This window comes from Streptomyces sp. 11-1-2 (genome assembly GCF_003595545.1).
Lineage (GTDB): Bacteria > Actinomycetota > Actinomycetes > Streptomycetales > Streptomycetaceae > Streptomyces > Streptomyces hygroscopicus_B.
This window is the reverse complement of sequence record NZ_CP022545.1, coordinates 5023908-5044078: the sequence shown is the minus strand read 5'-3', so window position 1 is coordinate 5044078 and position 20171 is coordinate 5023908. Positions and strand designations below refer to the sequence as shown.

Here is a 20171-nt window from a genome sequence, read left to right as displayed (position 1 = left end):
GAGTTTAGGTACAGGCGACACCTCGCGCCGAGAAGATCCCGGGCGTGAGCTTGACCACACGGAGCGTGAACCTCGCGTTGAGCGAGCAACCAAATCCCCCGTCGCTCCACCGTACGCCCGGTTTTCGGGGCTGGTGCGCCGTCCACGGTGTGGGCAAGGTCTCTGGCCCGCCGTGCTGCGGCGCTTCACGTTTCTTTGTGGAAACCCTACGAATGCCGGGCGGAAACTTTGCCATGGCGTTCAGCTCGTCCGCACCCCTTGTGGCAGCGCTTACCCGTTAGTAGCGTGCTTCGGCACTGACGGAGTGGAGGGGGAACACGGTGGCGCGCAGACCAGTGGCCGCGGTAGCGGCTGTGACGCTCATGTTCGAAGCGGTCGGTATAGCGCTGCTGAACTGGATCCTCGGCCTGGTCGTGGACCGTCAGCAGATGTCCCTGGGCGGCCTCGACACCGACGCGATGTCCATCGGCACCTGGGTCGGGGGCGGCCTCTTCGGCCTCTATCTGCTGGTGTGCGGGGTGGTGCTGCTGCGCACCGCCGTGCGCGACCGCGCGCCCGGCCGCCTCGCCCGCATCCTGCTCGTCACCTGTGCGGTGGTGCACGGGCTGGTGGGCGCGTTCGCGGTCGGCCTGGTGGGCTGGTCGGCGTTCGCGTTCTTGATGGTGGTGCTGGGGCTGATCGTGCTGAGCCTGCTGGGGTACGAGGCGGAGCCGCCTGCCGAGCCCTCCGCGGAGGCCGCGGGCGGCGGTCAGGACGCCCCCAGCCCGGCCTGATTCAGGGGAAATCCCTAGCCGGACCCGGCCTGATTCGGGGGGGGGGAATCCCTAGCCCCCGGCCTGGCCCGACTCAGGGGAGTCCCTAGTCGCCCAAGAGGCAGGGAGACCAGTCGCCCCAGAGGCAGGGAGACCCCCTAGTCCCAGAGGGCCGTGATTCGCACGCCCAACTCGGCCAGCAGACGGCGGAACAGCGGCAGGGAGAGCCCGATCACGGTTCCGGCGTCGCCCTCGATGCCGTCGATGAACGGCGCCGAACGGCCGTCGAGCGTGAACGCCCCCGCCACATGCAGCGGTTCGCCGCTGGCGACGTACGCCGCGATCTCCTCGTCCGTCGGCTCGCCGAAGCGGACGGTGGTGGACGCGGTGGCCGAGGCGCGGCGGCCGCTCGCCGTGTCGATCACGCAGTGCCCGGTGCGCAACACCCCGGCCCGGCCGCGCATCGACTTCCAGCGGGCGGTGGCCTCCTCGGCGTCCGCCGGTTTGCCGAGCGCCAGACCATCGAGCTCCAGCACCGAGTCGCAGCCGATGACGAGAGAGTCGGCCGCCTCCGGAAGCCCGGCCACGGCGGTGGCCTTCGCCTCGGCCAGCACCCGGGCCAGCTCGGCGGATGTCGCCGCGCTCAGCGCGTCCTCGTCCACCCCGCTGACGATCACCTTCGGCGCCATTCCGGCCTGCCGCAGCAGTTCGAGCCGGGCGGGCGAGGCGGACGCGAGGATGAGAGTGCGCTGCGCAGTCATGCGCACCAGGGTAAGCCGCCCCCGGGACGGCCCGGCCGGGGGCCGGAGCCGGGCCATGGCACCGGCCTCCTCGGGCAGGTCGGAGCAGGTCAGGGCAGGTCAGATTGAGCCAGATCAGGCCGGGGTTCGGATCAGGGCCGTATTCACGGCCACATGCTGAGGAGGCACATCGCGAGCAGCACGGAGACGGTCAGGACCGTGCGGGCGCGGCGGAGCATGGCCTCGGCGCGCCGCAGCTCCTCGGGCGGCTCATCGGGCGGCTCGGACCACAGCATGGGACCGATCCTGGGGCCGCAGACGGCGGGGCGCCTGAGTACGCGTACTCAGGCGCCCCGGCGCGAAGGTGCCATTCCGGCCTTACCGCGCGGCTCTCAGGCGGGCCAGTAGGTGGTACGCCACGCCTTGGGGCCGGGATGCGGCACCCGGTGGCTGGGGACGGTGCGGGCCGGGTCGGACCACTCCTCCGGATCGTCCTCGCTCTGCGCAGCGGCCGTGACGGCCGCCGCGCGTGCTTGCACCACCGCCAGTGCGGCGGCCAACTCCTCGGGGGTCGGGTTGCCCCGGACAATTCGGATCATGGAATTAGCCCTTCGCTCGAGGGGGCTAGAGGGGGATGTTGCCGTGCTTCTTGGGGGGCAGCGACTCGCGCTTGTTCCGCAGGGTCCTCAGTCCGCGGACGATGTGGCGGCGGGTCTCGGACGGCATGATCACTGCATCCACATACCCTCGCTCGGCCGCGATATACGGATTCAGCAGGGTGTCCTCGTAGTCCGCGATCAGCTCGGTGCGGGTCGTCTCCGGGTCGTCGGAGGCGGCGATGGTGCGCCGGTGGAGGATGTTGACCGCGCCCTGGGCGCCCATGACCGCGATCTGTGCGGTGGGCCAGGCCAGGTTGAGGTCCGCGCCCAGATGCTTGGAGCCCATGACGTCGTAGGCGCCGCCGAATGCCTTGCGGGTGATGACCGTGATCAGCGGGACGGTGGCCTCCGCGTAGGCGAAGATCAGCTTGGCGCCGCGGCGGATGATGCCGTTGTACTCCTGGTCGGTGCCGGGCAGGAAGCCGGGCACGTCCACGAAGGTCAGCACGGGCACGTTGAACGCGTCGCAGGTGCGCACGAAGCGTGCGGCCTTCTCGGAGGCGTCGATGTCCAGACAGCCGGCGAGCTGCATGGGCTGGTTGGCCACGATGCCCACCGGATGGCCCTCGACCCGGCCGAAGCCGGTGATGATGTTGGGCGCGAAGAGCGCCTGCGTCTCCAGGAACTCGTTGTCGTCCAGGACGTGCTCGATGGCCTTGTGCACGTCGTACGGCTGGTTCGCCGAGTCCGGGATGAGCGTGTCCATCTCCCGGTCCTCGTCCGAGACCTCCAGATCGGCCTCGTCGGCGAAGGCCGGGGGCTCGGAGAGGTTGTTGGAGGGGAGGTAGGCCAGCAGGGCCTTGACGTACTCGATGCCGTCCTTCTCGTCCCCGGCCAGGTAGTGCGCGACACCGGAGGTGGTGTTGTGCGTCCGGGCGCCGCCCAGCTCCTCGAAGCCGACGTCCTCACCGGTGACCGTCTTGATCACGTCGGGGCCGGTGATGAACATGTGCGAGGTCTGGTCGATCATCACCGTGAAGTCGGTGATCGCCGGGGAGTAGACCGCCCCGCCCGCGCACGGCCCCACGACCAGGCTGATCTGCGGGATCACTCCGGAGGCATGGGTGTTGCGGCGGAAGATCTCGCCGTACATGCCGAGTGAGACCACGCCTTCCTGGATACGGGCGCCGCCGGAGTCGTTGATGCCGATGACCGGGCAGCCGGTCTTCAGCGCGAAGTCCATGACCTTGACGATCTTCTCGCCGAACACCTCCCCGAGCGCCCCGCCGAAGACCGTGAAGTCCTGGGAGAACACGGCCACCGGGCGGCCGTCGACCGTGCCGTAGCCGGTGACGACCCCGTCGCCGTAGGGGCGGTTCTGCTCGATGCCGAAGTTGGTCGAACGGTGCCGGGCGAACTCGTCGAGCTCGGTGAAGGACCCCTCGTCCAGGAGGAGGCCGATGCGCTCGCGCGCGGTCAGCTTGCCCTTGGCGTGCTGCTTCTCCACCGCGCGCGCGGACCCCGCATGGGTCGCCTCTTCGATACGGCGCTGCAGATCCGCGAGCTTCCCCGCGGTGGTGTGACGGTCTGGAATCTCGGGGGCGATCTCCGGCTCGGACATCGGGATGCGGCTCCTGCTCGTCCTGGGGGTGGATACGGCGGACTTCTGGATACGGCGGACTTCTTCAGGGTCGGAGGGAATCGGGGGAAGCGGTGGAAACGGGGTGAGGGGTCGGAATCGTGATCAGTGGGGCCTACGGACGTTCGGTGGTTACGGACCGTTCGGCGGCTGTTGCGCCGGCTGGGCTACCGGCACGTAGCGTATCGGCGGCACCGCTTGGTGGCACTGCGTCGTTGGCCACACCTCCTGACCCTAGGCTGGCCCTCATGACGCCTTCTGACACCTCAGGCGGCCCAGGTGACGGGCCCGGCCGCTGGTCCGATCTTGAGCGGCCCCCGCTGAACGCCACCGCGCTGCGCCGGGGGCTGGTGCTCCCCGGCGGGCTGTGGACCGAGTTCGAGGTGGTGCAGGCGACCGGCTCGACCAATACGGATCTGGTCACCCGGGCCCGGGCCGGAGCCCCCGAGGGCGCGGTGCTCGTCGCCGAGGAGCAGACCGCGGGGCGCGGCCGGCTCGACCGCGCCTGGACGGCCCCGGCCAGGTCCGGGCTCTTCTTCTCCATCCTGCTACGGCCCGCCGACGCCGGCGTGCCCACCGAGCGCTGGGGCTGGCTGCCGCTGCTCGCCGGGGTCGCGAGCGCCGGGGCGCTCAGCCGCACGGCGGGCGTGGACACCGCGCTGAAGTGGCCGAACGACCTGCTGGTGACGGTCGCGGGCGAGGAGCGGAAGTTCGGCGGGATCCTCGCCGAGCGGGCCGGGGACGCGGTGGTCATCGGCATGGGGCTGAACGTTTCGCTACGCGCCGGTGAGCTTCCGGTGCCCACCGCCGGGTCGCTGGCCCTGGCCGACGCGATCTCCACCGACCGCGATCCGCTGCTGCGGGCCGTGCTGCGCTCGATCGCGGAGTGGTACGGGGAGTGGTGCCGCTTCGAGGGCGACCCCGGCGCGAGCGGCCTCCAGGAGAGCTACGCGGCGGGCTGTGCGACCCTCGGGCGGCAGGTGCGCGCCGAGCTTCCGGGCGGCCGGGAGCGGGTCGGCGAGGCGGTCGCGGTCGACGGCGACGGGCGGCTGGTTCTGGCCACCGAGGGCGGGGTTCAGGAGCCGGTCTCCGCCGGGGACATCGTGCATCTACGCTCCGTACCGAGGGAGGAATGAACCCCTGCCGTGGAGAGTGAGCTACGGCACACCTGACGTATCGTGGTCGCGGTCGGTCCAGCTCGGGGCGGCTGTGGGCGATTCGGAACCCCAACCGGGAAGAGGGAACGGAAGGGCAGTGCGCAGGGATCTGACAGGGGGCGGGCGGTGACCGCCGACGACGCGGGTTCCGGCACGGCCGAGGAGCGCGAGGCGTGGGACGCCGTCGCGCCGGACGGGACCGTACGGGACACCGGGGCGCGGGAGAGCGCCGCCGCGGAGGCCCTCGAGGAGGCCCCCGAAGAGGCCGCCGAGGAGGCCCCCGAGGATGAGGACCAGCCGGATCCCATCGCGCTCCGGCTGGAGCAGCTCATCCTCGGCGCCGAGCGGCGCTACACCCCCTTCCAGGCCGCCCGCAGCGCGGGCGTCTCGGTCGAGCTGGCCACCCGCTTCTGGCGGGCCATGGGCTTCGCCGACATCGGCCAGGCCAAGGCGCTGACCGAGGCCGATGTCCTGGCGCTGCGCCGGCTGTCCGGTCTGGTGGAGGCCGGGCTGCTGAGCGAGCCGATGGCCATCCAGGTGGCGCGGTCCACCGGCCAGACCAGCGCCCGGCTCGCCGACTGGCAGATCGACTCGTTCCTGGAGGGGCTCACCGACCCCCAGGAGACCGGGATGACCCGGACCGAGATCGCGTATCCGCTGGTCGAGCTGTTGCTGCCGGAGCTGGAGGAGTTCCTGGTCTACGTCTACCGGCGCCAGCTCGCGGCCGCGACCGGCCGGGTGGTGCAGGCGGCGGACGACGCGGAGATGGTGAACCGTCGGCTGGCGGTCGGCTTCGCGGACCTGGTGAGCTTCACCCGGCTGACCCGGCGGCTGGAGGAGGAGGAGCTCGGCGAGCTGGTCGAGGCGTTCGAGACCACGGCCGCCGACCTGGTGGCGGCGCACGGCGGGCGGCTGATCAAGACGCTGGGCGACGAGGTGCTCTACGCGGCCGACGACGCGGGCATCGCCGCCGAGATCGGGCTGCGCCTGATCGAGACGCTCACGCACGACGAGACGATGCCGGAGCTGCGGGTCGGGATCGCGTTCGGCACGGTCACGACCCGCATGGGCGACGTGTTCGGGACGACGGTGAACCTGGCGAGCCGGCTGACGTCCATAGCCCCCAAGAACGCGGTCCTGGTGGACGGCGCGTTCGCGGAGGAGCTGAGCCGCACCGGGGACGCCCCGGTGTCGGAGGCGGAGGCCGCGGAGGCGGCCGCCGCGGCGGAGAAGGAGGGCGAGGAGCCGCCCTCGTACCGGTTCGCGCTCCAGCCGATGTGGCAGCGGCCGGTGCGTGGTCTGGGGGTCGTGGAGCCGTGGCTGCTGAGCCGTCGCGCATGACCCCGGGCGGTCGCCGGGCATGACCCCGGGCGGTCGCCGGGCGGGACCCCGGGTCGCCGCCGGGCTGGACGCGGCGGGCGACGTTCGTCCGGATCCCTTCGGTGGCTTCGGCCGGATCGTTGAACTGGGCGCGGATCCGGGCCTGTTGGGCTAGCCTACGTCCGCAAGATCCACTCGGTGGATCCCAGGTCCTGTCGTCGAAGTAGCACCGTCCGCGTCCGCCCGCGGGGTGGGCCCGGCGGTGTCCAGGAGCACGTGTGACCCCGCTTTACGATTCGAGTGCTCAGCGTCCGGGCGCCTTACCTCCGCCGGGCTGCCCCGCCCATGAGGGGGCCGGTGCAGAGCCGCTCCACGCGCCCGAGTTCGGAAGAGACCCCTTCGCGGTCTACCGGCGCCTGCGCGAGACCCACGGCCAGCTCGCGCCGGTGGAGCTGGACAGAGGCGTCCCGGCCATGTTGTGCCTGGGGTACGACACGGCGCTGGAGATCATGCGGCGCCCCGAGACCTTCTCCAAGGACCCCCGTCACTGGCGGGCCAGGAACGAGGGCGTGCTGCCCGGGACCAGCTATGCCCCGCAGGTCATCAGGCCCCGGCCACAGGCCGACTTCGTGGACGGCGAGGAGCACCGGCGGCTGCGCGGCGCCATCGAGGACTGCACCGGCCGGATCGACTCCGGTGCGCTGCGGAACTATGTCGAGCGCATCGCCGACTCGCTGATCGACCAGTTCTGCGAGGCGGGCGAGACCGAGCTGATCGGGACGTACTGCGCACTGGTCCCGGTGCTCGTGACCAGCCAGCTCTTCGGCTTCCAGCAGCAGGCGATGGACCCGCTGCTGCGGGGCGTGGTGGCGTTCATCGACGGCTCGGATCCCGCGGGCGGGGACCGGGCCGCGGCCGCGGCGCTGCGCGAGCTGATCGGCCTCAAGCGGCGCGAGCCGGGCGCCGACATCACGTCCTGGCTGATCGCGCATCCGGCGCGGCTGACCGACGAGGAGCTGGTCGAGCAGCTTCTGCTGCTGATCGGGATGGTGACCGGGCTGGTGCCCGGCCTGATCGGCAACTCGCTGCGGGTGCTGCTCACCGACGAGCGGTTCTCGGGCGAGCTGATGGGCGGCAGCATGCTCGTCGAGGATGCCCTGGACGAGGTGCTCTGGACCGACCCGCCGCTCGCCAACATGGGGCTCTACTTCCCGGTCCATGACACCAACCTCGCCGGGAAGCGGCTGCGCGCGGGCGACGCCGTGATGATCAGCTTCGCGGCGACCAACCGGGACGCCCTGCTGAGGTCCCCGCACAAGCAGGGCAACCGGGCCCATCTGGCGTTCGGCGCGGGCCCTCACGCCTGCCCCGGCCGGAGCTCGGCCCGGCTGATCGCCTCCGTCGCACTGGAGAAGCTGCTGGACCGGATCCCGGACCTCGCGCTGGCCGGGGATGTCGAGGAGCTGAAGTGGCTGTCCGGGATCTTCGTACGGGGGGTGGTCTCCCTGCCGGTGCGGTTCGCCCCCGTCGCCAGGCCGGGGGGACGGCGCCCCGGCCCGCCCGCCGGCCGCCCTGGCGAGCGGGATCCGCAGGACCGGCGGCACGAGGCGCCGGGCATGCCGCAGGGGATGCCGCAGGGGGCGCCCCCGCCGCCGTCCATCGCGCCGCTCTCGCTGCCGCTCGCCACCGAGGGGGCGGCCGAGTCCGGAGGCGAGCCCCTGGAGGGGTCGGACCTGGAGCAGCAGGAGGAGGACGGGCAGAAACGGTCGATCCTGCTGGGCTTCCTGAACCGGTGGCGGCGGGCCCGCTAGGCCCGGTCCGGGCGGCTCAAAGGTTCCGCACACCCCGGGGAGCTGAAATGATCGCCGCATTGGGTTCACGGTCGTTAACCGGGAGAGTGCGTGATGAGTGAGCAGCGGTACGGGGAGTGGGTCGCGGTCCGTAAGGACGGCTTCGTGGCCGAGCTGGTGCTGGACCGGCCCAAGGCCATGAACGCAGTCTCCTCCGAGATGGCGCGCTGCATCACGGCGGCCTGCGCGGCACTGTCCGAGGACCGTGACGTCCGGGCCGTCGTGCTGACCTCGACCCATGAGCGGGCCTTCTGCGTGGGCGCGGACCTCAAGGAGCGCAACTCGCTCTCCGACGCCGAGATGCTGCGGCATCGGCCGGTCTCCCGCGCCGCCTACACCGGGGTGCTGGAGCTGCCGATGCCCGCCATCGCCGCGGTGCACGGCTATGCGCTGGGTGGCGGCTTCGAGCTGGCCCTGTCCTGTGACGTGATCGTCGCCGACCCCACCGCGGTGGTGGGGCTGCCCGAGGTGTCGGTCGGGGTGATCCCGGGCGGCGGCGGCACCCAGCTCCTGCCGCGCCGGGTGGGCGCCGCGCGCGCCGCCGAGCTGATCTTCTCCGCGCGCCGGGTGGCCGCCGCGGAGGCCCATGAGCTGGGCCTGGTGGACCGGCTGGCGGCGGAGGGCGAGGACCGGGCCGAGGCGCTGGAACTGGCCCGGGGCATCGCCGCCAACTCCCCGGTGGGCGTGCGGGCCGCCAAGAAGGCGCTGCGGCTGGGGCAGGGGCTGGATCTGCGGGCCGGTCTGGAGGTCGAGGACGCGGCGTGGCGGACGGTGGCCTTCTCCGGCGATCGCGCGGAGGGGGTTGCCGCGTTCAACGAGAAGAGGTCGCCTGACTGGCCGGGGGAGTGAGAAGCGGGTCGGCCGGACTGGCCGGGAGTGGGAAGCACGTCCGCCGGACTGGCCAGGGGCCGGGGGAGAAGTGGGCCGGAGGAGTAGAGGGCCGGGGGAGTAGGGATCCCGGACCGGGGAAGCTGACCGGATCCGGGGAATGGCCCCGGCCCGGGGAGCGCGCGGTCACCGGGGGTGACCGTTCGCTCGGATACCCGGGGTGAACGGCCCGCAGCGGATTGTTCTCGACGTTCTTACGCTGGAGAGCAGAGCGAACGATGCATGGCCGTGAGGAATGCGAGGCCGTCGTGACGGACAACGGGGAGATCGGCGGACGGCCCGCCGGGGTCGATGGACGATTGCGGGCCGTCGTGGGGCTCGCCCAGGAGATGGCGGCGGCGCACACCTCGCAGGAGTCGGTGGGCGCGGCGGCCGAGGCGGCCCGCCGCGCCCTCGACGGCGGCTTCGCGGCGATCTCGGTGTGGGAGCGTGCGCGGGGGCGGCTGCGGGTGCTGGTCAACGTGGGCGAGCTGATGGCGGGCGAGGAGCCGCTGCCGGAGGACGAGTCGTATCCGGTGCACGACTTCCCGGAGATCGCCGAGTTCCTGCATGAGCACTGGGCCGCGGGCGGGGAGCCGCACGCCTGGGTCGAGACCGCCGACGGCGTACGCCCCGGCGCGGCCCCGCCCGGCCATCAGGGGGCGCCTGCCAGCGGTAGCTGGGGGAGGGTGGCCGCCCTGCGGCGGCGCGGCCGGGGGAGCTGTGTGGTGGCCCCGATCGTGCTGCACGGGCGGGCGTGGGGCGAGCTGTATGTGGCCCGGGCGGCCGGACGTCCCGTCTTCGACCGCGACGACGCCGACTTCGCGACCGTGCTGGCCTCGGTGACCGCCGCCGGGCTGGCCCAGACCGAGCGCCTGGAGGAGGCCCGCCGCCTCGCCTTCACCGATCCGCTGACCGGCCTCGGCAACCGCCGCGCGGTGGACATACGGCTGGACGAGGCGCTGGAGGCGTATCACGCGGACGGCACGGTGGTGAGCCTGGTGGTCTGCGATCTCAACGGCCTCAAGCGGGTCAACGACACCCTTGGCCATGCGGTCGGCGATCGCCTGCTGGAACGGTTTGGCTCATTGCTCTCGCTCTGCGGCGCGATGCTGCCCGGGGCGCTGGTGGCCCGGCTGGGCGGCGATGAGTTCTGTCTGCTGGGGGTCGGCCCCCCGGCGGACGAGGTGGTCCGGGTGGCGGATGAGCTGTGCCGCCGGGCCGCGGAGCTGGAGATGGGCGAGGGGGTCGCCTGCGGGATCGCCTCCACGGGCGATCCGATCGGGCCCGTGCCGTCGGCCCGCCGCCTCTTCCGTCTGGCGGACGCGGCGCAGTATCGGGCCAAGGCGGCGCGCTCGCTGAAGCCGGTGGTGGCGGGGCGGGATGGGGGTACCGAGGACTCGGTGATTCGGCTGGCCGATACGTCTGCTGCGCACCCGCCGGAGCGGCGCCGCTTCCGGGGCCGCCGCTAGGGCGCACGACGCGCTCCGTCCCCCACCCCGCCCCGGACCCCGCTCCTCAATCGCCGGAGGGGCCAGAAGATCGGGCTTCGGTGGGGGAAGGCCCAGCGGGGTGACAGGGGGCGATTCACTCTCTAGGGTGCCTGAATATGGATATGCACTCTGTGGTCGTGGGGACGTCCGGAACGACCGCCGACGATGTCATCGCCGTGGCGCGCGGCGCCGCCCGGGTCGAGATCTCCGAGGCGGCACTCGACGCCGTCTCGGCCTCACGGCAGGTGATCGACGATCTCGCCGCCAAGCCCGAGCCCGTCTACGGCGTCTCCACCGGCTTCGGCGCGCTCGCCGTACGCCACATCAGCCCCGAGCTCCGCGCCCAGCTGCAGCGCAACATCGTCCGTTCGCACGCCGCCGGCATGGGCGCGCGGGTCGAGCGCGAGGTCGTGCGGGCGCTGATGTTCCTGCGGCTGAAGACGCTCGCGTCCGGTCGTACCGGGGTCCGGCCCGTCGTGGTCGGCACGATGGCCGCGATCCTCAACGCGGGGATCACCCCCGTGGTGCACGAATACGGCTCACTTGGCTGCTCCGGGGACCTCGCGCCGCTGTCCCACTGCGCCCTGACCCTGATGGGCGAGGGCGAGGCCGAGGGTCCCGACGGGGCCGTGCGGCCGGCCGGCGAGCTGCTGGCCGAGCACGGCATCGAGCCGGTCGAGCTCCGCGAGAAGGAGGGGCTCGCGCTCCTCAACGGCACCGACGGGATGCTCGGCATGCTGATCATGGCCTGTGCCGATCTCGCCCGGCTGTTCACCGTCGCCGATGTGACCGCCGCCCTCTCGCTGGAGGCGCTGCTCGGCACCGACCGCGTCCTCGCGCCCGAGCTCCACGCCATCCGCCCCCACCCGGGGCAGGCCGCCAGCGCCGCCAACATGCTGCGGGTGCTGGAGGGTTCGGGGCTCACCGGGCACCACCAGGACGACGCGCCGCGCGTCCAGGACGCGTACTCGATCCGCTGCGCCCCGCAGGTCGCGGGCGCCGGCCGGGACACCCTCGCGCACGCCCGGCTGGTCGCCGACCGTGAGCTGGCCTCCGCCGTGGACAACCCCGTCGTCCTGCCGGACGGGCGGGTGGAGTCCAACGGCAACTTCCACGGCGCCCCCGTGGCGTATGTCCTGGACTTCCTGGCCATCGCGGCGGCCGACCTCGCCTCGATCGCCGAGCGCCGCACCGACCGGCTGCTGGACAAGAACCGCTCCCACGGCCTGCCGCCCTTCCTGGCCGGCGACCCGGGCGTGGACTCGGGGCTGATGATCGCCCAGTACACCCAGGCGGCGCTGGTCAGCGAGATGAAGCGGCTGGCGGTGCCCGCCTCGGTCGACTCCATCCCGTCCTCCGCGATGCAGGAGGACCATGTCTCGATGGGCTGGTCGGCGGCGCGCAAGCTGCGTACGGCGGTGGACAACCTGGCCCGCGTGCTGGCCGTCGAGCTGGTCGCCGCCACCCGCGGTGTCGAGCTGCGCGAGGGGCTGGAGCCCGCGCCCGCGAGCCGGGCGGTGCTGGCGGCGGTGCGCCGGGCGGGCGTCGAGGGGCCGGGCGGGGACCGCTATCTGGCGCCCGACTTGGCGGCGGCGGACGCGTTCGTACGATCCGGAGAGCTGATCGAGGCCGTGGAGTCGGTGACGGGCCGCCTGGACTGAACAGTTCGCCTGGACTGAGCGGTCCGCCCGGACCGAACGCGCCGCGCCTGCGGTGTCAGTACGCCTCCGGGCGGGTCCGCCGCACGGAGGCCGTCACCATCGCGACGCCCAGGCCCAGAAAGGCCGTGCCGCCGAAGAGATACGGGGTGACGTCCACACTGCCGGTGTCGGCCAGATCCCCGTCGGGCACGGCCTCGGTCCTGGGCCCGGATCCGGGCGAGGTCTGCGAGGGCGCCGACGGCGACCCCGGGTCCTCCACCGTGGCGTTGGCGGACGGAACGAACCACAGGGCGCACAGCAGCGAACCGGCAGCGGCGGCCGTCAGCAGCGGTCGGCGTGCGGACAACGGCATCCTCCTTGAGGCTGCGGCAAATTGACCCCGTGCGCCGATCGTAGTGACAACTGCGGGTCGTGCGGAAGCGAGATGGGTAGGACCCCTAACCTCCGTCGCATGACGAGTACCGAGACATCCCGGTTTGTCAGGCTTCGCGTGGAGCTCGTGGTGGAGATCACCGATCCGGACGGGCTGCGGCGCGCGACGTTCGAGCGGATCGACGGCGATGAGTCCCTGGCCGCGGAGGAGCGAGGACACGCGCGCCGTGTGGTGGAGTCGGACGAGGCCGAGGCGCTGGCGTATCTGGTCGAGCCGTTCGAGATGGTGGAGGAGGTGCCGGGGGTCGAACTGGCCCAGGCGTCCTGGAGCAGTGAGCACATCGACTACGATCCTCGCGCCGCCGAGTGGTCCGGGGCCTTCGCCGAGCTGGACGAGGACGATGAGGACGACTAGGGCGGCTGGGGCGACTGAGCCGGCGCGGCGCCCATGGTGGCCCCAAGGCGGCGCACGCGGCGGCTCAGGGCGGCACCGAGGGGGCTCAGGGCGGCGAATCCGGGGCGAAGACGGCTGAGCCGTACGGGTCCGGGTGCCGGCGGGTCTTAGGCTTGTCCGGTGTCTTTGCTAAGTGGCCTTGCGCACAGTTTTACTGTGCGTGGAACCGGCCAAAAGGTACAGGCGTTCTTTTCAGGCAGGTCCGGGGTTTCTGGGGTCCAGATCAAGATCCAGGTCAAATGGAGAAGCGTGTGATGACGGACGGCAAGCGCCGTAAGGGGCTGGTGGCCGCGGCCGCCGTACTCGGCGGCGTACTCACTCTCGCCGCATGCGGCGGGGATGGCGGCGGCGACGACGCCAAGAACGACGGGAACAAGTCGCAGTCGCAGGTCGACGAGGCAGCGGCCAAGGACGCGTCGGACGCCCACATCAAGATCACGCCGAAGGCCGGTGCGACGAACGCGGGCATCAACAGTGACACCAAGGTCACGGTCAGCGGGGGCAAGCTCAGCTCCGTCACGATGACGTCCGCGGCGACCGGCGACACCGTGGCCGGGACCATATCTCCCGACAAGACGTCCTGGAAGCCGAGCGGGCAGCTTGAGCGGGCCACCCAGTACAAGATCGCCGCGTCCGCCGAGGACTCCAAGGGCCGTAAGGCGACCGAGAACTCGTCCTTCACCACCGTCTCCCCCGCCAACAGCTTCATCGGCAACTTCACGCCGGAGGACGGCTCCACGGTCGGCGTGGGCATGCCGGTGTCGATCCGGTTCGACAAGGCGGTGACCAACAAGAAGGACGTCGAGTCGCACATCAAGGTCACCTCCAGCAGCGGCCAGCAGGTAGTCGGCCACTGGTTCGACGGGAACCGGCTCGACCTGCGCCCGAAGGACTACTGGAAGGCCGACTCGACCGTCACTCTGAAGCTGGACCTGGACGGTGTCGAGGCGGCGCCCGGTGTCAAGGGCGTCCAGGAGAAGACCGTCAACTTCAAGATCGGCCACTCGCAGGTCTCCACGGTCGACGCCGAGTCCAAGGAGATGAAGGTCGTCCGCGACGGCAAGCTGCTGAAGACCATCAAGATCTCGGCCGGCAGCCCCGACAACACGACCTACAACGGTCAGATGGTGATCTCCGAGAAGTTCAAGGAGACCCGGATGAACGGTGCGACGGTCGGCTTCACGGACGATGACGGCAAGGGCGAGTACGACATCAAGGACGTGCCCCACGCCATGCGGCTGTCCACCTCGGGCACCTTCATCCACGGCAACTACTGGGGCGCCAAGTCCATCTTCGGCAACGTCAACACCAGCCACGGCTGTGTCGGCCTGTCGGACACCAAGGGAGCGGGCGACGCCAACACGGACGGCGCCTGGTTCTACGACAACTCCCAGGTCGGCGACGTCGTCGTCGTGAAGAACTCCAACGACAAGACCATCCAGCCGGACAACGGCCTCAACGGATGGAACATGGACTGGAGCAAGTGGGTGGCCGGAAGCGCCGTCGGCGGCGCCTGACACACCCTCTTCTCACCACCGCCGGGCGGCGGTCGGCCTTCGGGCCGGCCGCCGCCCGGCGGTTTCACGGCAACTCGGGAACGGCCGGTAAGCCGTGTGCACGGCCGGTCACGGACCGGTGCGCGCGGTAGCGATCCCCGTCGAGTGGCGTGCCGCCCCGGCCGGAGGAGAATGGGCCGAAGGGGGCCATCCCATCCGGCCACGCCCGGCCGGAGGTGGCGATACGGAGGCGGCCCCATGCCCGAAGTCACGTCCTATCAGCCCGGAACGCCCTGCTGGATCGATCTGATGATCCCCGACCAACGGGCCGCCCTGGACTTCTACTCCGGGCTGTTCGGCTGGGAGGCCGAGGTCGGCCCTCCGGAGACCGGCGGCTATGCGATGTGCACCCTGAAGGGCAAGCCCGTCGCGGGGGTCATGTCCGCGCAGTCGATGTCCGGGGAGGGCCCGCCGCCGACGGTGTGGACCACCTACTTCTGCTCCGCCGACGCCCAGGCCACCTCGGAGGCCATCAGCCGGGCCGGCGGCACCGTGCTGCTGCCGGTCATGGACGTGATGGACCTCGGGCGGATGCTGGTGGCGGCCGACCCGCTGGGGGCCGTCTTCGGCGTCTGGCAGCCGCTCGGCTTCTCCGGCACGGGCCTCGTCAACGAGCCGGGCACGCTGATCTGGAACGAGCTCAACACCACCGACCGGGAGGCGGCTTCGGCCTTCTACGCGGAGGCGCTGGGCCTGGAGTCGACCCCGATGGAGGGCGCCGAGGGCTACTTCGCGCTCTCCGTCGACGGCCGCACGGTCGGCGGGCTCCAGCCGCTGCGGGAAGGGACGCCGGCGGAGGTGCCCCCGCACTGGCTGGTCTACTTCGCCGTCGAGGACGCCGACCGCTCCGCGGCCAAGGTGTCCGCGGAGGGCGGCACGGTCCTCCGCCCGCCGTACGACATGGTCGCGGGCCGGATGTCCCTGGTGAAGGACCCGCAGGGGGCGCCGTTCGCCCTCATCGCGCCGAAGCCCATGAGCTGAGCCGCGGGCCGAACCGGCGCGGACCCCCGCTCGGTCCCGCTCGGTCCCGCTGGAGGGCCTCGGCCCCGTTCAGCCCCGCTTGAGGACCTCAGCCCCGCTTGAGGACGAAGTAGCCCGAGGTGGAGCCGATGGGCGTGTACCGCGTGTCCGGGTGGAGTTGCCCCGCGTAGTCGACCACCTGCCGCACGGTGCGCTCCGGCGGCTCCTGCAGGGCTATGTAGTCCGGCTGTACGTCCCGCGTGGCGCCGACCCACAGCACCCGGCAGCGGCTGGTGAGCCGGCTTATCGGCCCGACGTTGGCCTCCACCGTCGCCCCGTCCGGGATCCGGTCCAGCAGCCGCTCCACCGCACCGGCCTGCGGCGGCTTGTCGTAGGTGGCGCCCTGGGTGAGGCTGTACAGCGGCATGGAGGACGACAGCGCCAGGGCCGCGCCGCACACCGCGGCGGGCAGCTGACGGGCGTACGAGGCGAGCCAGGGCCGCTGGGTGGCGCGGGTGCGGTCCAGGGCGTCCACCAGGGCCAGCAGGACGACCGGCATCAGTACCGCGTTGTAGTGCCAGTCGGTGCCCCAGTAGTGGTCGTCGTGGGAGAGGAAGCGCCAGCCGAGGGTGGGCACGGCGGCCAGCAGCAGCGGGGAGCGCAGCGCCAGCAGACCGGTGGTCGGCAGCAGGATCCACAGCAGGGTGCGCAGCGCGGTGCCGAAGGGGATCGTGCCGGTCTGCTCACCGCCGCTGCCGACCTTGTCCCAGTAGTCGTACGAGCCCCCGCCGTTGAAGCCGGGGATGACGACGCCGAGCGCGAGCGCCGAGACCATGACGCCGAAGCCCATCAGCGCGACGGCGAGCGGAACGGCGCGGGGGCCGCGCTCGGGGTCGCGCCGGGCGCGGATCCACACGACCGCGCCGATCGCGGCCACGGTGGCGCCCATGTCCTCCTTGACGAAGACCAGCGGGGCGGCCCACAGCATCGCCGGATACCAGCGCCCCCGGATCACCGCCTCCAGGGAGAAGGCGATGAGCGGAACGGCGAAACATATCTCGTGGAAGTCGAAGTCCACGGCGCGCTGGATGCCCCAGGAGACCCCGTAGGCGATGCCGATCGCGAGCCCCCGGCCGCGCCCCAGCAGCCGGGCGGCGACGCGGGTGACGGGAACGGCGGAGACGGCGAACAGCGCCGCCTGCGCGACCAGCAGCGTGACAGGGCCGGGGAAGAGCCGGTAGACGGGCCCGAGCAGCGCCGTGATGGGGCTGAAGTGGTCGCCGAGGATATTGGCGCCGGGGCCCTTGAGATCGGCTATGGGGGCCTGGAAGTGCGCGTACGCCCGTATCGCCTGCTCGAAGATGCCCAGGTCCCAGGACATGGTGGCCATGCGGCGGAAGCGGCAGACCGACAGCGCCGTGAAGGCGGCGAAGAGGGCGAGGGCCAGCCAGTACGGATCGGCCCGCGGATGCCGCAGTAAACCCGCTCGCGCGACGAGCCGGGTACGCCCCGTGGTGACGGCGGTGGCCCTCTCGGCGCCGGTGCCGGGCGGAGCGGTTGCGGCCGTGTCCATCCAGGGTCCTTATCGTGTGGGCGGTCTGTGCGAAAAGATACGCGAAGGGGGCGGGAAGGTTGCAGGGACGGTTTCGCATACCGATGCGGAGTTCTGTGGCGGTGTTGGCCGCGCTGTTGGCGGTCGGCGGCTGCAAGGCCGGTGACCAGGACGGTGACCAGGGCGGCGGCAAGGGTGGCGGCAAGGGCGGGGGCGCTTCGAGCGCGCCCGCGGCGTCCGGATCGGCCCTCGCGGCTGTGTCCTCGCTCACAGTCAAAGGGCGTGCGCCGAAGACGGGTTATGAGCGCGGTGAGTTCGGCAGCTCGTGGGTGGACACCGACGACAACGGCTGCGGGACCCGCGATGACATCCTCAAGCGGGACCTGAAGGACGTGAGGTTCCGCGACGGCCACTGCCTGGTCGCCTCGGGCACGCTCACCGACGATCCGTACACCGGCCGCGATGTGCGGTTCGTCCGGGGCCGCAGCAAGGTGGATATCGACCATGTGGTCGCGCTGTCGGACGCCTGGCAGAAGGGCGCCCAGAAGTGGGACCGGGACAAGCGCCTGGCGTTCGCCAACGATCCGCTCAATCTGATCGCCGTGGACGCGTCCGCCAACCGCCGTAAGGGAGACGGCGACGCGGCGACCTGGCTGCCGCCCAACAAGGCGTACCGCTGTGCCTATGTGGCGCATCAGGTGGCCGTGAAGAAGGCGTACGGGCTGTGGGTGACCGAGGCCGAGAAGGGGGCGATGAAGCGGGTGTTGGGCGGCTGCCCCACGGCCAAGCTGCCCGCGCGCTCCGGTGGGCGCTAGGCCCGCACCGGCCGATGGCGGCCGGAGGCTGACCAAGACCGCCGTGAATCGTTGTCCAAGCAGTGGCCTAGGCCGCGCCGACTCCATACCATCGATCAACGCCAGATCGTTTGTCGCGCCGCACGATCTCTGCCGGGAGGCTCAATGATCCGCCGCCATACTGCGCTCTCCGTCTCCGCCGCGTCCGCGCTCCTCCTCTCCGCCCCGCTGCTCACCGCGTGCGGCGAGGCCCCGCGGCCCGGCGCCGCGGCGGTCATGGACGGCGGCCGGATCACCGTGTCCGAGCTCCAGGGGCAGGTCAAGGCCGTCCGGGAGGCGCAGCGTCATGATCCGAGGGCGGCTCAAATGGTCGCGGGCAGCGGCCGGCTGAGCCAGGACACGCTGATCCGGATGATCCAGTTCCGGGTGATCGAGCGGGCCGGTAAGGACAACGGGATCAGCCTCACCCGCCGCGAGATCCAGCGCGCCCGCTCCGCCGCCGAGGGGCAGAGCGGCGGGGCCACCGCCCTGCGCGCCCTGTATCTGCAGCAGGGCATCGCGCCCGGCGGGATCGACGAGGCCGTCCGGATGGACCTCACGCGCAACGCGCTGCTGCGCAAGCTGGGCACCTCCAAGGTCAACGAGGTGTTCGCCCGGACCTCCAAGGCGCTCGACATCAAGGTGAACCCCCGCTACGGAAAGTGGGACAACACCCAGGGCACCGCCGTCCTCGCCAGGGAGGCATGGCTGCGCACCTCCGGCGGCACCCCGGAGCAGGCGTAAGTTACGTTGCAAGGGTGACCGCAGCCGACTCGCCCGTCCCCGCCGCCGCCCCTACCGGCCGTATCGTCCTCCTCACCACCACCCACCGGGTGGCGCCGGGGCTGCTGTCCTGGCCCGCCTGGCAGGCACTGCGCGGCGCGGACCGGGTGCTCTCCGGCGATCCCGGCCATCCGCAGCTGCCGTATCTGCGGGAGGCGGGCGTCGAGGTGGAGCCGGGCTCACCGGCCGCGCGCGAGCTGGTCGACTACTGCGTGGCCCAGGGCGGCCGCACGGCCGTCGTGCTCACCTCCGCCGAGGGCGAGTCCGAGCTGACCGACGGGCTGGCGCGGCTGGCCGGATCCGGCCGTGAGGCGATGCCGGACCTGGAGCTGCTGCCCGGTTCCTACGATCTGCCGGGCGCGCGGCTGCTCGATCTGGTGCAGGTCATGGACCGGATCCGCGCCGAGTGCCCGTGGAGCGGCACCCGGACCAACGAGGAGCTGGTGAAGTACGGCATCGAGGAGGCGTACGAACTCGTCGAGGCCATCGAGGAGGGCGACCGCGAGGCGCTGCTGGAGGAGCTCGGCGATGTGCTGCTGCAGGTCGTCTTCCACGCCCGGATCGCCCAGGACGACCCCGAGGACCCGTTCTCGATCGACGATGTGGCGGGCGGCATCGTGGACAAGCTGATCCACCGCCATCCGCATGTCTTCGGCGACGAGACCGCCGAGACCGCCGAGGACGTCCAGAGGCACTGGCTGCGGACCAAGGCGGCCGAGAAGCAACGCGATTCGGTCACCGAAGGGGTGCCACTCGGTCAGCCCGCGCTCGCGCTGACCGCCAAGCTGGCCTCTCGCGCCCGTACGGCCGCCCTCGACGTGGCCCTGCCGGACGGGGCGGGCGTCGGCTATGAGCTGTTGGCGCTCGCGGCGCGCGCCGAGGCGGACGGCGTGGACCCGGAGGCGGCGCTGCGCGCGGCGGCCCGTGCCTACCGTGACGCGATACGGGCGGCGGAGGGCTCCGCGGGGCGGTGACGCGGCGCGGTGATCCGGGGGCGAGGGCGCGGCGCGGGTGACGCGGCGCGGTGCCGCGGGCAGGGCGTGACGCCCATGGGGCCCGAGTGATATCCGACCGGGTCCGGGTACCCGGCCGCCATGGATACGTACACCGAGGATCTCGCCGTGACCCGGGGCCTGTTGATCGGGACCGGGCCGTTCATCGTCGGTCTGGTGGTCGTCATCCTGTGCCTCGGGGCCGTGTGGTGGGGGATACGGCTACGGGCCCGTGAACCGGTCCCGCCCCAGCAGCCGCAGCCCCGCGCCGGTGCCTGGCAGAAGGCCCAGGAGGCCGACCACGAGGCACGGGCGGCGGGCCATGGCCCGGGGCATCAGGACGACGACGGCAGCGTCGGCTATGTGACCCAGCACCGCGAGCCCGATGAGCTGGAACGGGACCGTGGCCGCCGGTTCCCGTCCGAGCTGGGCGGCTCGGGGACGCGGGACTCCGGCAAGGGCGGCGCCGAGGGCCGGCCGACCCGGACCGGGGGCAGCAGCGGCTCGTTCGGCAAGGGCTGAGGCGCGGACCCGGCCACAGGGCGCCGGGGTACGGGCTGCCCACCGTGGCGCGGGCGCATGACGCGGGCG

20 protein-coding genes are annotated in these 20171 nt (G+C 72.0%); 14 read left to right on the top strand and 6 right to left on the bottom strand.

Annotation, left to right across the window (positions count from 1 at the left end):
- Positions 1–362: 362 nt before the first annotated feature.
- Positions 363–773, top strand: coding sequence for a hypothetical protein (locus tag CGL27_RS21020; RefSeq protein ID WP_240451000.1), 411 nt, complete (start codon positions 363–365; stop codon positions 771–773).
- 137 nt (positions 774–910) lie between these two features.
- Here CGL27_RS21020 and CGL27_RS21015 read toward each other — a convergent pair whose 3' ends face one another.
- From CGL27_RS21015 to CGL27_RS21005, 4 genes are all read right to left on the bottom strand, one after another.
- Positions 911–1513 (bottom strand): Maf family protein, encoded by a 603-nt coding sequence (locus CGL27_RS21015; protein ID WP_119994477.1) that lies wholly within the window; start codon positions 1511–1513, stop codon positions 911–913.
- 143 nt (positions 1514–1656) lie between these two features.
- Positions 1657–1788 carry a hypothetical protein gene (locus tag CGL27_RS53175; protein WP_014061294.1) on the bottom strand — a complete coding sequence of 44 codons (132 nt, stop codon included), beginning with the start codon at positions 1786–1788 and terminating at the stop codon, positions 1657–1659.
- Between the two features lie 96 nt (positions 1789–1884).
- The gene (locus CGL27_RS21010) at positions 1885–2091 is read right to left on the bottom strand and encodes an acyl-CoA carboxylase subunit epsilon (RefSeq protein ID WP_014061293.1); all 207 of its coding nucleotides are present in this window, start codon (positions 2089–2091) and stop codon (positions 1885–1887) included.
- 25 nt (positions 2092–2116) lie between these two features.
- Positions 2117–3712: an acyl-CoA carboxylase subunit beta gene (locus CGL27_RS21005; protein ID WP_078641905.1), complete on the bottom strand. Its 1596-nt coding sequence runs from the start codon at positions 3710–3712 to the stop codon at positions 2117–2119.
- 266 nt (positions 3713–3978) lie between these two features.
- Here CGL27_RS21005 and CGL27_RS21000 point away from each other — a divergent pair, with 266 nt between their 5' ends.
- The 6 genes from CGL27_RS21000 to hutH all read left to right on the top strand — a co-directional run bounded on the left by CGL27_RS21000 (position 3979) and on the right by hutH (position 12078).
- Positions 3979–4866 carry a biotin--[acetyl-CoA-carboxylase] ligase gene (locus CGL27_RS21000; RefSeq protein WP_078641904.1) on the top strand — a complete coding sequence of 296 codons (888 nt, stop codon included), beginning with the start codon at positions 3979–3981 and terminating at the stop codon, positions 4864–4866.
- Between the two features lie 147 nt (positions 4867–5013).
- Complete coding sequence (locus CGL27_RS20995) at positions 5014–6228, top strand: adenylate/guanylate cyclase domain-containing protein (protein WP_119989256.1); 1215 nt, start codon at positions 5014–5016, stop codon at positions 6226–6228.
- Between the two features lie 257 nt (positions 6229–6485).
- Positions 6486–8018 (top strand): cytochrome P450, encoded by a 1533-nt coding sequence (locus tag CGL27_RS20990; protein WP_119989255.1) that lies wholly within the window; start codon positions 6486–6488, stop codon positions 8016–8018.
- A 93-nt stretch (positions 8019–8111) separates the two neighbouring features.
- Entirely contained in the window at positions 8112–8906 is a 795-nt protein-coding gene (locus tag CGL27_RS20985; RefSeq protein WP_119989253.1) for an enoyl-CoA hydratase-related protein, read from the top strand.
- 368 nt (positions 8907–9274) lie between these two features.
- Positions 9275–10396: a sensor domain-containing diguanylate cyclase gene (locus CGL27_RS20980; RefSeq protein ID WP_078647462.1), complete on the top strand. Its 1122-nt coding sequence runs from the start codon at positions 9275–9277 to the stop codon at positions 10394–10396.
- A 137-nt stretch (positions 10397–10533) separates the two neighbouring features.
- Positions 10534–12078 (top strand): histidine ammonia-lyase, encoded by a 1545-nt coding sequence (hutH, locus tag CGL27_RS20975; protein ID WP_119989251.1) that lies wholly within the window; start codon positions 10534–10536, stop codon positions 12076–12078.
- Between the two features lie 55 nt (positions 12079–12133).
- On the opposite strand, the gene CGL27_RS20970 is transcribed toward hutH, so the two are convergent.
- Positions 12134–12430 (bottom strand): hypothetical protein, encoded by a 297-nt coding sequence (locus CGL27_RS20970; protein WP_119989249.1) that lies wholly within the window; start codon positions 12428–12430, stop codon positions 12134–12136.
- A 99-nt stretch (positions 12431–12529) separates the two neighbouring features.
- Here CGL27_RS20970 and CGL27_RS20965 point away from each other — a divergent pair, with 99 nt between their 5' ends.
- The 3 genes from CGL27_RS20965 to CGL27_RS20955 all read left to right on the top strand — a co-directional run bounded on the left by CGL27_RS20965 (position 12530) and on the right by CGL27_RS20955 (position 15441).
- Complete coding sequence (locus CGL27_RS20965; RefSeq protein ID WP_162953033.1) at positions 12530–12865, top strand: hypothetical protein; 336 nt, start codon at positions 12530–12532, stop codon at positions 12863–12865.
- A gap of 293 nt (positions 12866–13158) precedes the next feature.
- Positions 13159–14421, top strand: coding sequence for an Ig-like domain-containing protein (locus CGL27_RS20960; RefSeq protein ID WP_205587935.1), 1263 nt, complete (start codon positions 13159–13161; stop codon positions 14419–14421).
- 237 nt (positions 14422–14658) lie between these two features.
- Positions 14659–15441, top strand: coding sequence for a VOC family protein (locus CGL27_RS20955; RefSeq protein WP_078641897.1), 783 nt, complete (start codon positions 14659–14661; stop codon positions 15439–15441).
- An 88-nt stretch (positions 15442–15529) separates the two neighbouring features.
- On the opposite strand, the gene CGL27_RS20950 is transcribed toward CGL27_RS20955, so the two are convergent.
- On the bottom strand, positions 15530–16993 hold the full coding sequence (locus CGL27_RS20950) for a DUF2079 domain-containing protein (protein WP_078641896.1): 1464 nt from the start codon (positions 16991–16993) through the stop codon (positions 15530–15532).
- Positions 16994–17076: 83 nt separating this feature from the next.
- On the opposite strand from CGL27_RS20950, the gene CGL27_RS20945 reads away from it, so the two are divergent.
- The 4 genes from CGL27_RS20945 (at position 17077) to CGL27_RS20930 (ending at position 20102) form a co-directional block, all read left to right on the top strand.
- A complete protein-coding gene (locus tag CGL27_RS20945; protein WP_119989245.1) occupies positions 17077–17787 on the top strand; it encodes an HNH endonuclease family protein in 711 nt (236 codons plus the stop codon).
- A gap of 144 nt (positions 17788–17931) precedes the next feature.
- On the top strand, positions 17932–18549 hold the full coding sequence (locus CGL27_RS20940; protein WP_078641894.1) for a SurA N-terminal domain-containing protein: 618 nt from the start codon (positions 17932–17934) through the stop codon (positions 18547–18549).
- Complete coding sequence (locus CGL27_RS20935) at positions 18510–19562, top strand: nucleoside triphosphate pyrophosphohydrolase (protein ID WP_240450581.1); 1053 nt, start codon at positions 18510–18512, stop codon at positions 19560–19562. The genes CGL27_RS20940 and CGL27_RS20935 overlap by 40 nt, the downstream gene beginning before the upstream one ends.
- 120 nt (positions 19563–19682) lie before the next feature.
- Positions 19683–20102 (top strand): DUF6479 family protein, encoded by a 420-nt coding sequence (locus CGL27_RS20930; RefSeq protein ID WP_119989241.1) that lies wholly within the window; start codon positions 19683–19685, stop codon positions 20100–20102.
- The last annotated feature ends 69 nt before the right edge of the window (positions 20103–20171 follow it).

Excerpts from the sequence above, each read along its gene's own strand:
- CGL27_RS21020 (WP_240451000.1), top strand. The coding sequence starts at position 363 with ATGTTCGAAGCGGTCGGTATAGCGCTGCTGAACTGGATCCTCGGCCTG.
- CGL27_RS21015 (WP_119994477.1), bottom strand. The coding sequence starts at position 1,513 with ATGACTGCGCAGCGCACTCTCATCCTCGCGTCCGCCTCGCCCGCCCGG.
- CGL27_RS53175 (WP_014061294.1), bottom strand. The coding sequence starts at position 1,788 with ATGCTGTGGTCCGAGCCGCCCGATGAGCCGCCCGAGGAGCTGCGGCGC.
- CGL27_RS21010 (WP_014061293.1), bottom strand. The coding sequence starts at position 2,091 with ATGATCCGAATTGTCCGGGGCAACCCGACCCCCGAGGAGTTGGCCGCC.
- CGL27_RS21005 (WP_078641905.1), bottom strand. The coding sequence starts at position 3,712 with ATGTCCGAGCCGGAGATCGCCCCCGAGATTCCAGACCGTCACACCACC.
- CGL27_RS21000 (WP_078641904.1), top strand. The coding sequence starts at position 3,979 with ATGACGCCTTCTGACACCTCAGGCGGCCCAGGTGACGGGCCCGGCCGC.
- CGL27_RS20985 (WP_119989253.1), top strand. The coding sequence starts at position 8,112 with ATGAGTGAGCAGCGGTACGGGGAGTGGGTCGCGGTCCGTAAGGACGGC.
- CGL27_RS20980 (WP_078647462.1), top strand. The coding sequence starts at position 9,275 with ATGGCGGCGGCGCACACCTCGCAGGAGTCGGTGGGCGCGGCGGCCGAG.
- hutH (WP_119989251.1), top strand. The coding sequence starts at position 10,534 with ATGGATATGCACTCTGTGGTCGTGGGGACGTCCGGAACGACCGCCGAC.
- CGL27_RS20970 (WP_119989249.1), bottom strand. The coding sequence starts at position 12,430 with ATGCCGTTGTCCGCACGCCGACCGCTGCTGACGGCCGCCGCTGCCGGT.
- CGL27_RS20965 (WP_162953033.1), top strand. The coding sequence starts at position 12,530 with ATGACGAGTACCGAGACATCCCGGTTTGTCAGGCTTCGCGTGGAGCTC.
- CGL27_RS20960 (WP_205587935.1), top strand. The coding sequence starts at position 13,159 with ATGACGGACGGCAAGCGCCGTAAGGGGCTGGTGGCCGCGGCCGCCGTA.
- CGL27_RS20955 (WP_078641897.1), top strand. The coding sequence starts at position 14,659 with ATGCCCGAAGTCACGTCCTATCAGCCCGGAACGCCCTGCTGGATCGAT.
- CGL27_RS20950 (WP_078641896.1), bottom strand. The coding sequence starts at position 16,993 with ATGGACACGGCCGCAACCGCTCCGCCCGGCACCGGCGCCGAGAGGGCC.
- CGL27_RS20945 (WP_119989245.1), top strand. The coding sequence starts at position 17,077 with ATGCGGAGTTCTGTGGCGGTGTTGGCCGCGCTGTTGGCGGTCGGCGGC.
- CGL27_RS20940 (WP_078641894.1), top strand. The coding sequence starts at position 17,932 with ATGATCCGCCGCCATACTGCGCTCTCCGTCTCCGCCGCGTCCGCGCTC.
- CGL27_RS20935 (WP_240450581.1), top strand. The coding sequence starts at position 18,510 with ATGGCTGCGCACCTCCGGCGGCACCCCGGAGCAGGCGTAAGTTACGTT.
- CGL27_RS20930 (WP_119989241.1), top strand. The coding sequence starts at position 19,683 with ATGGATACGTACACCGAGGATCTCGCCGTGACCCGGGGCCTGTTGATC.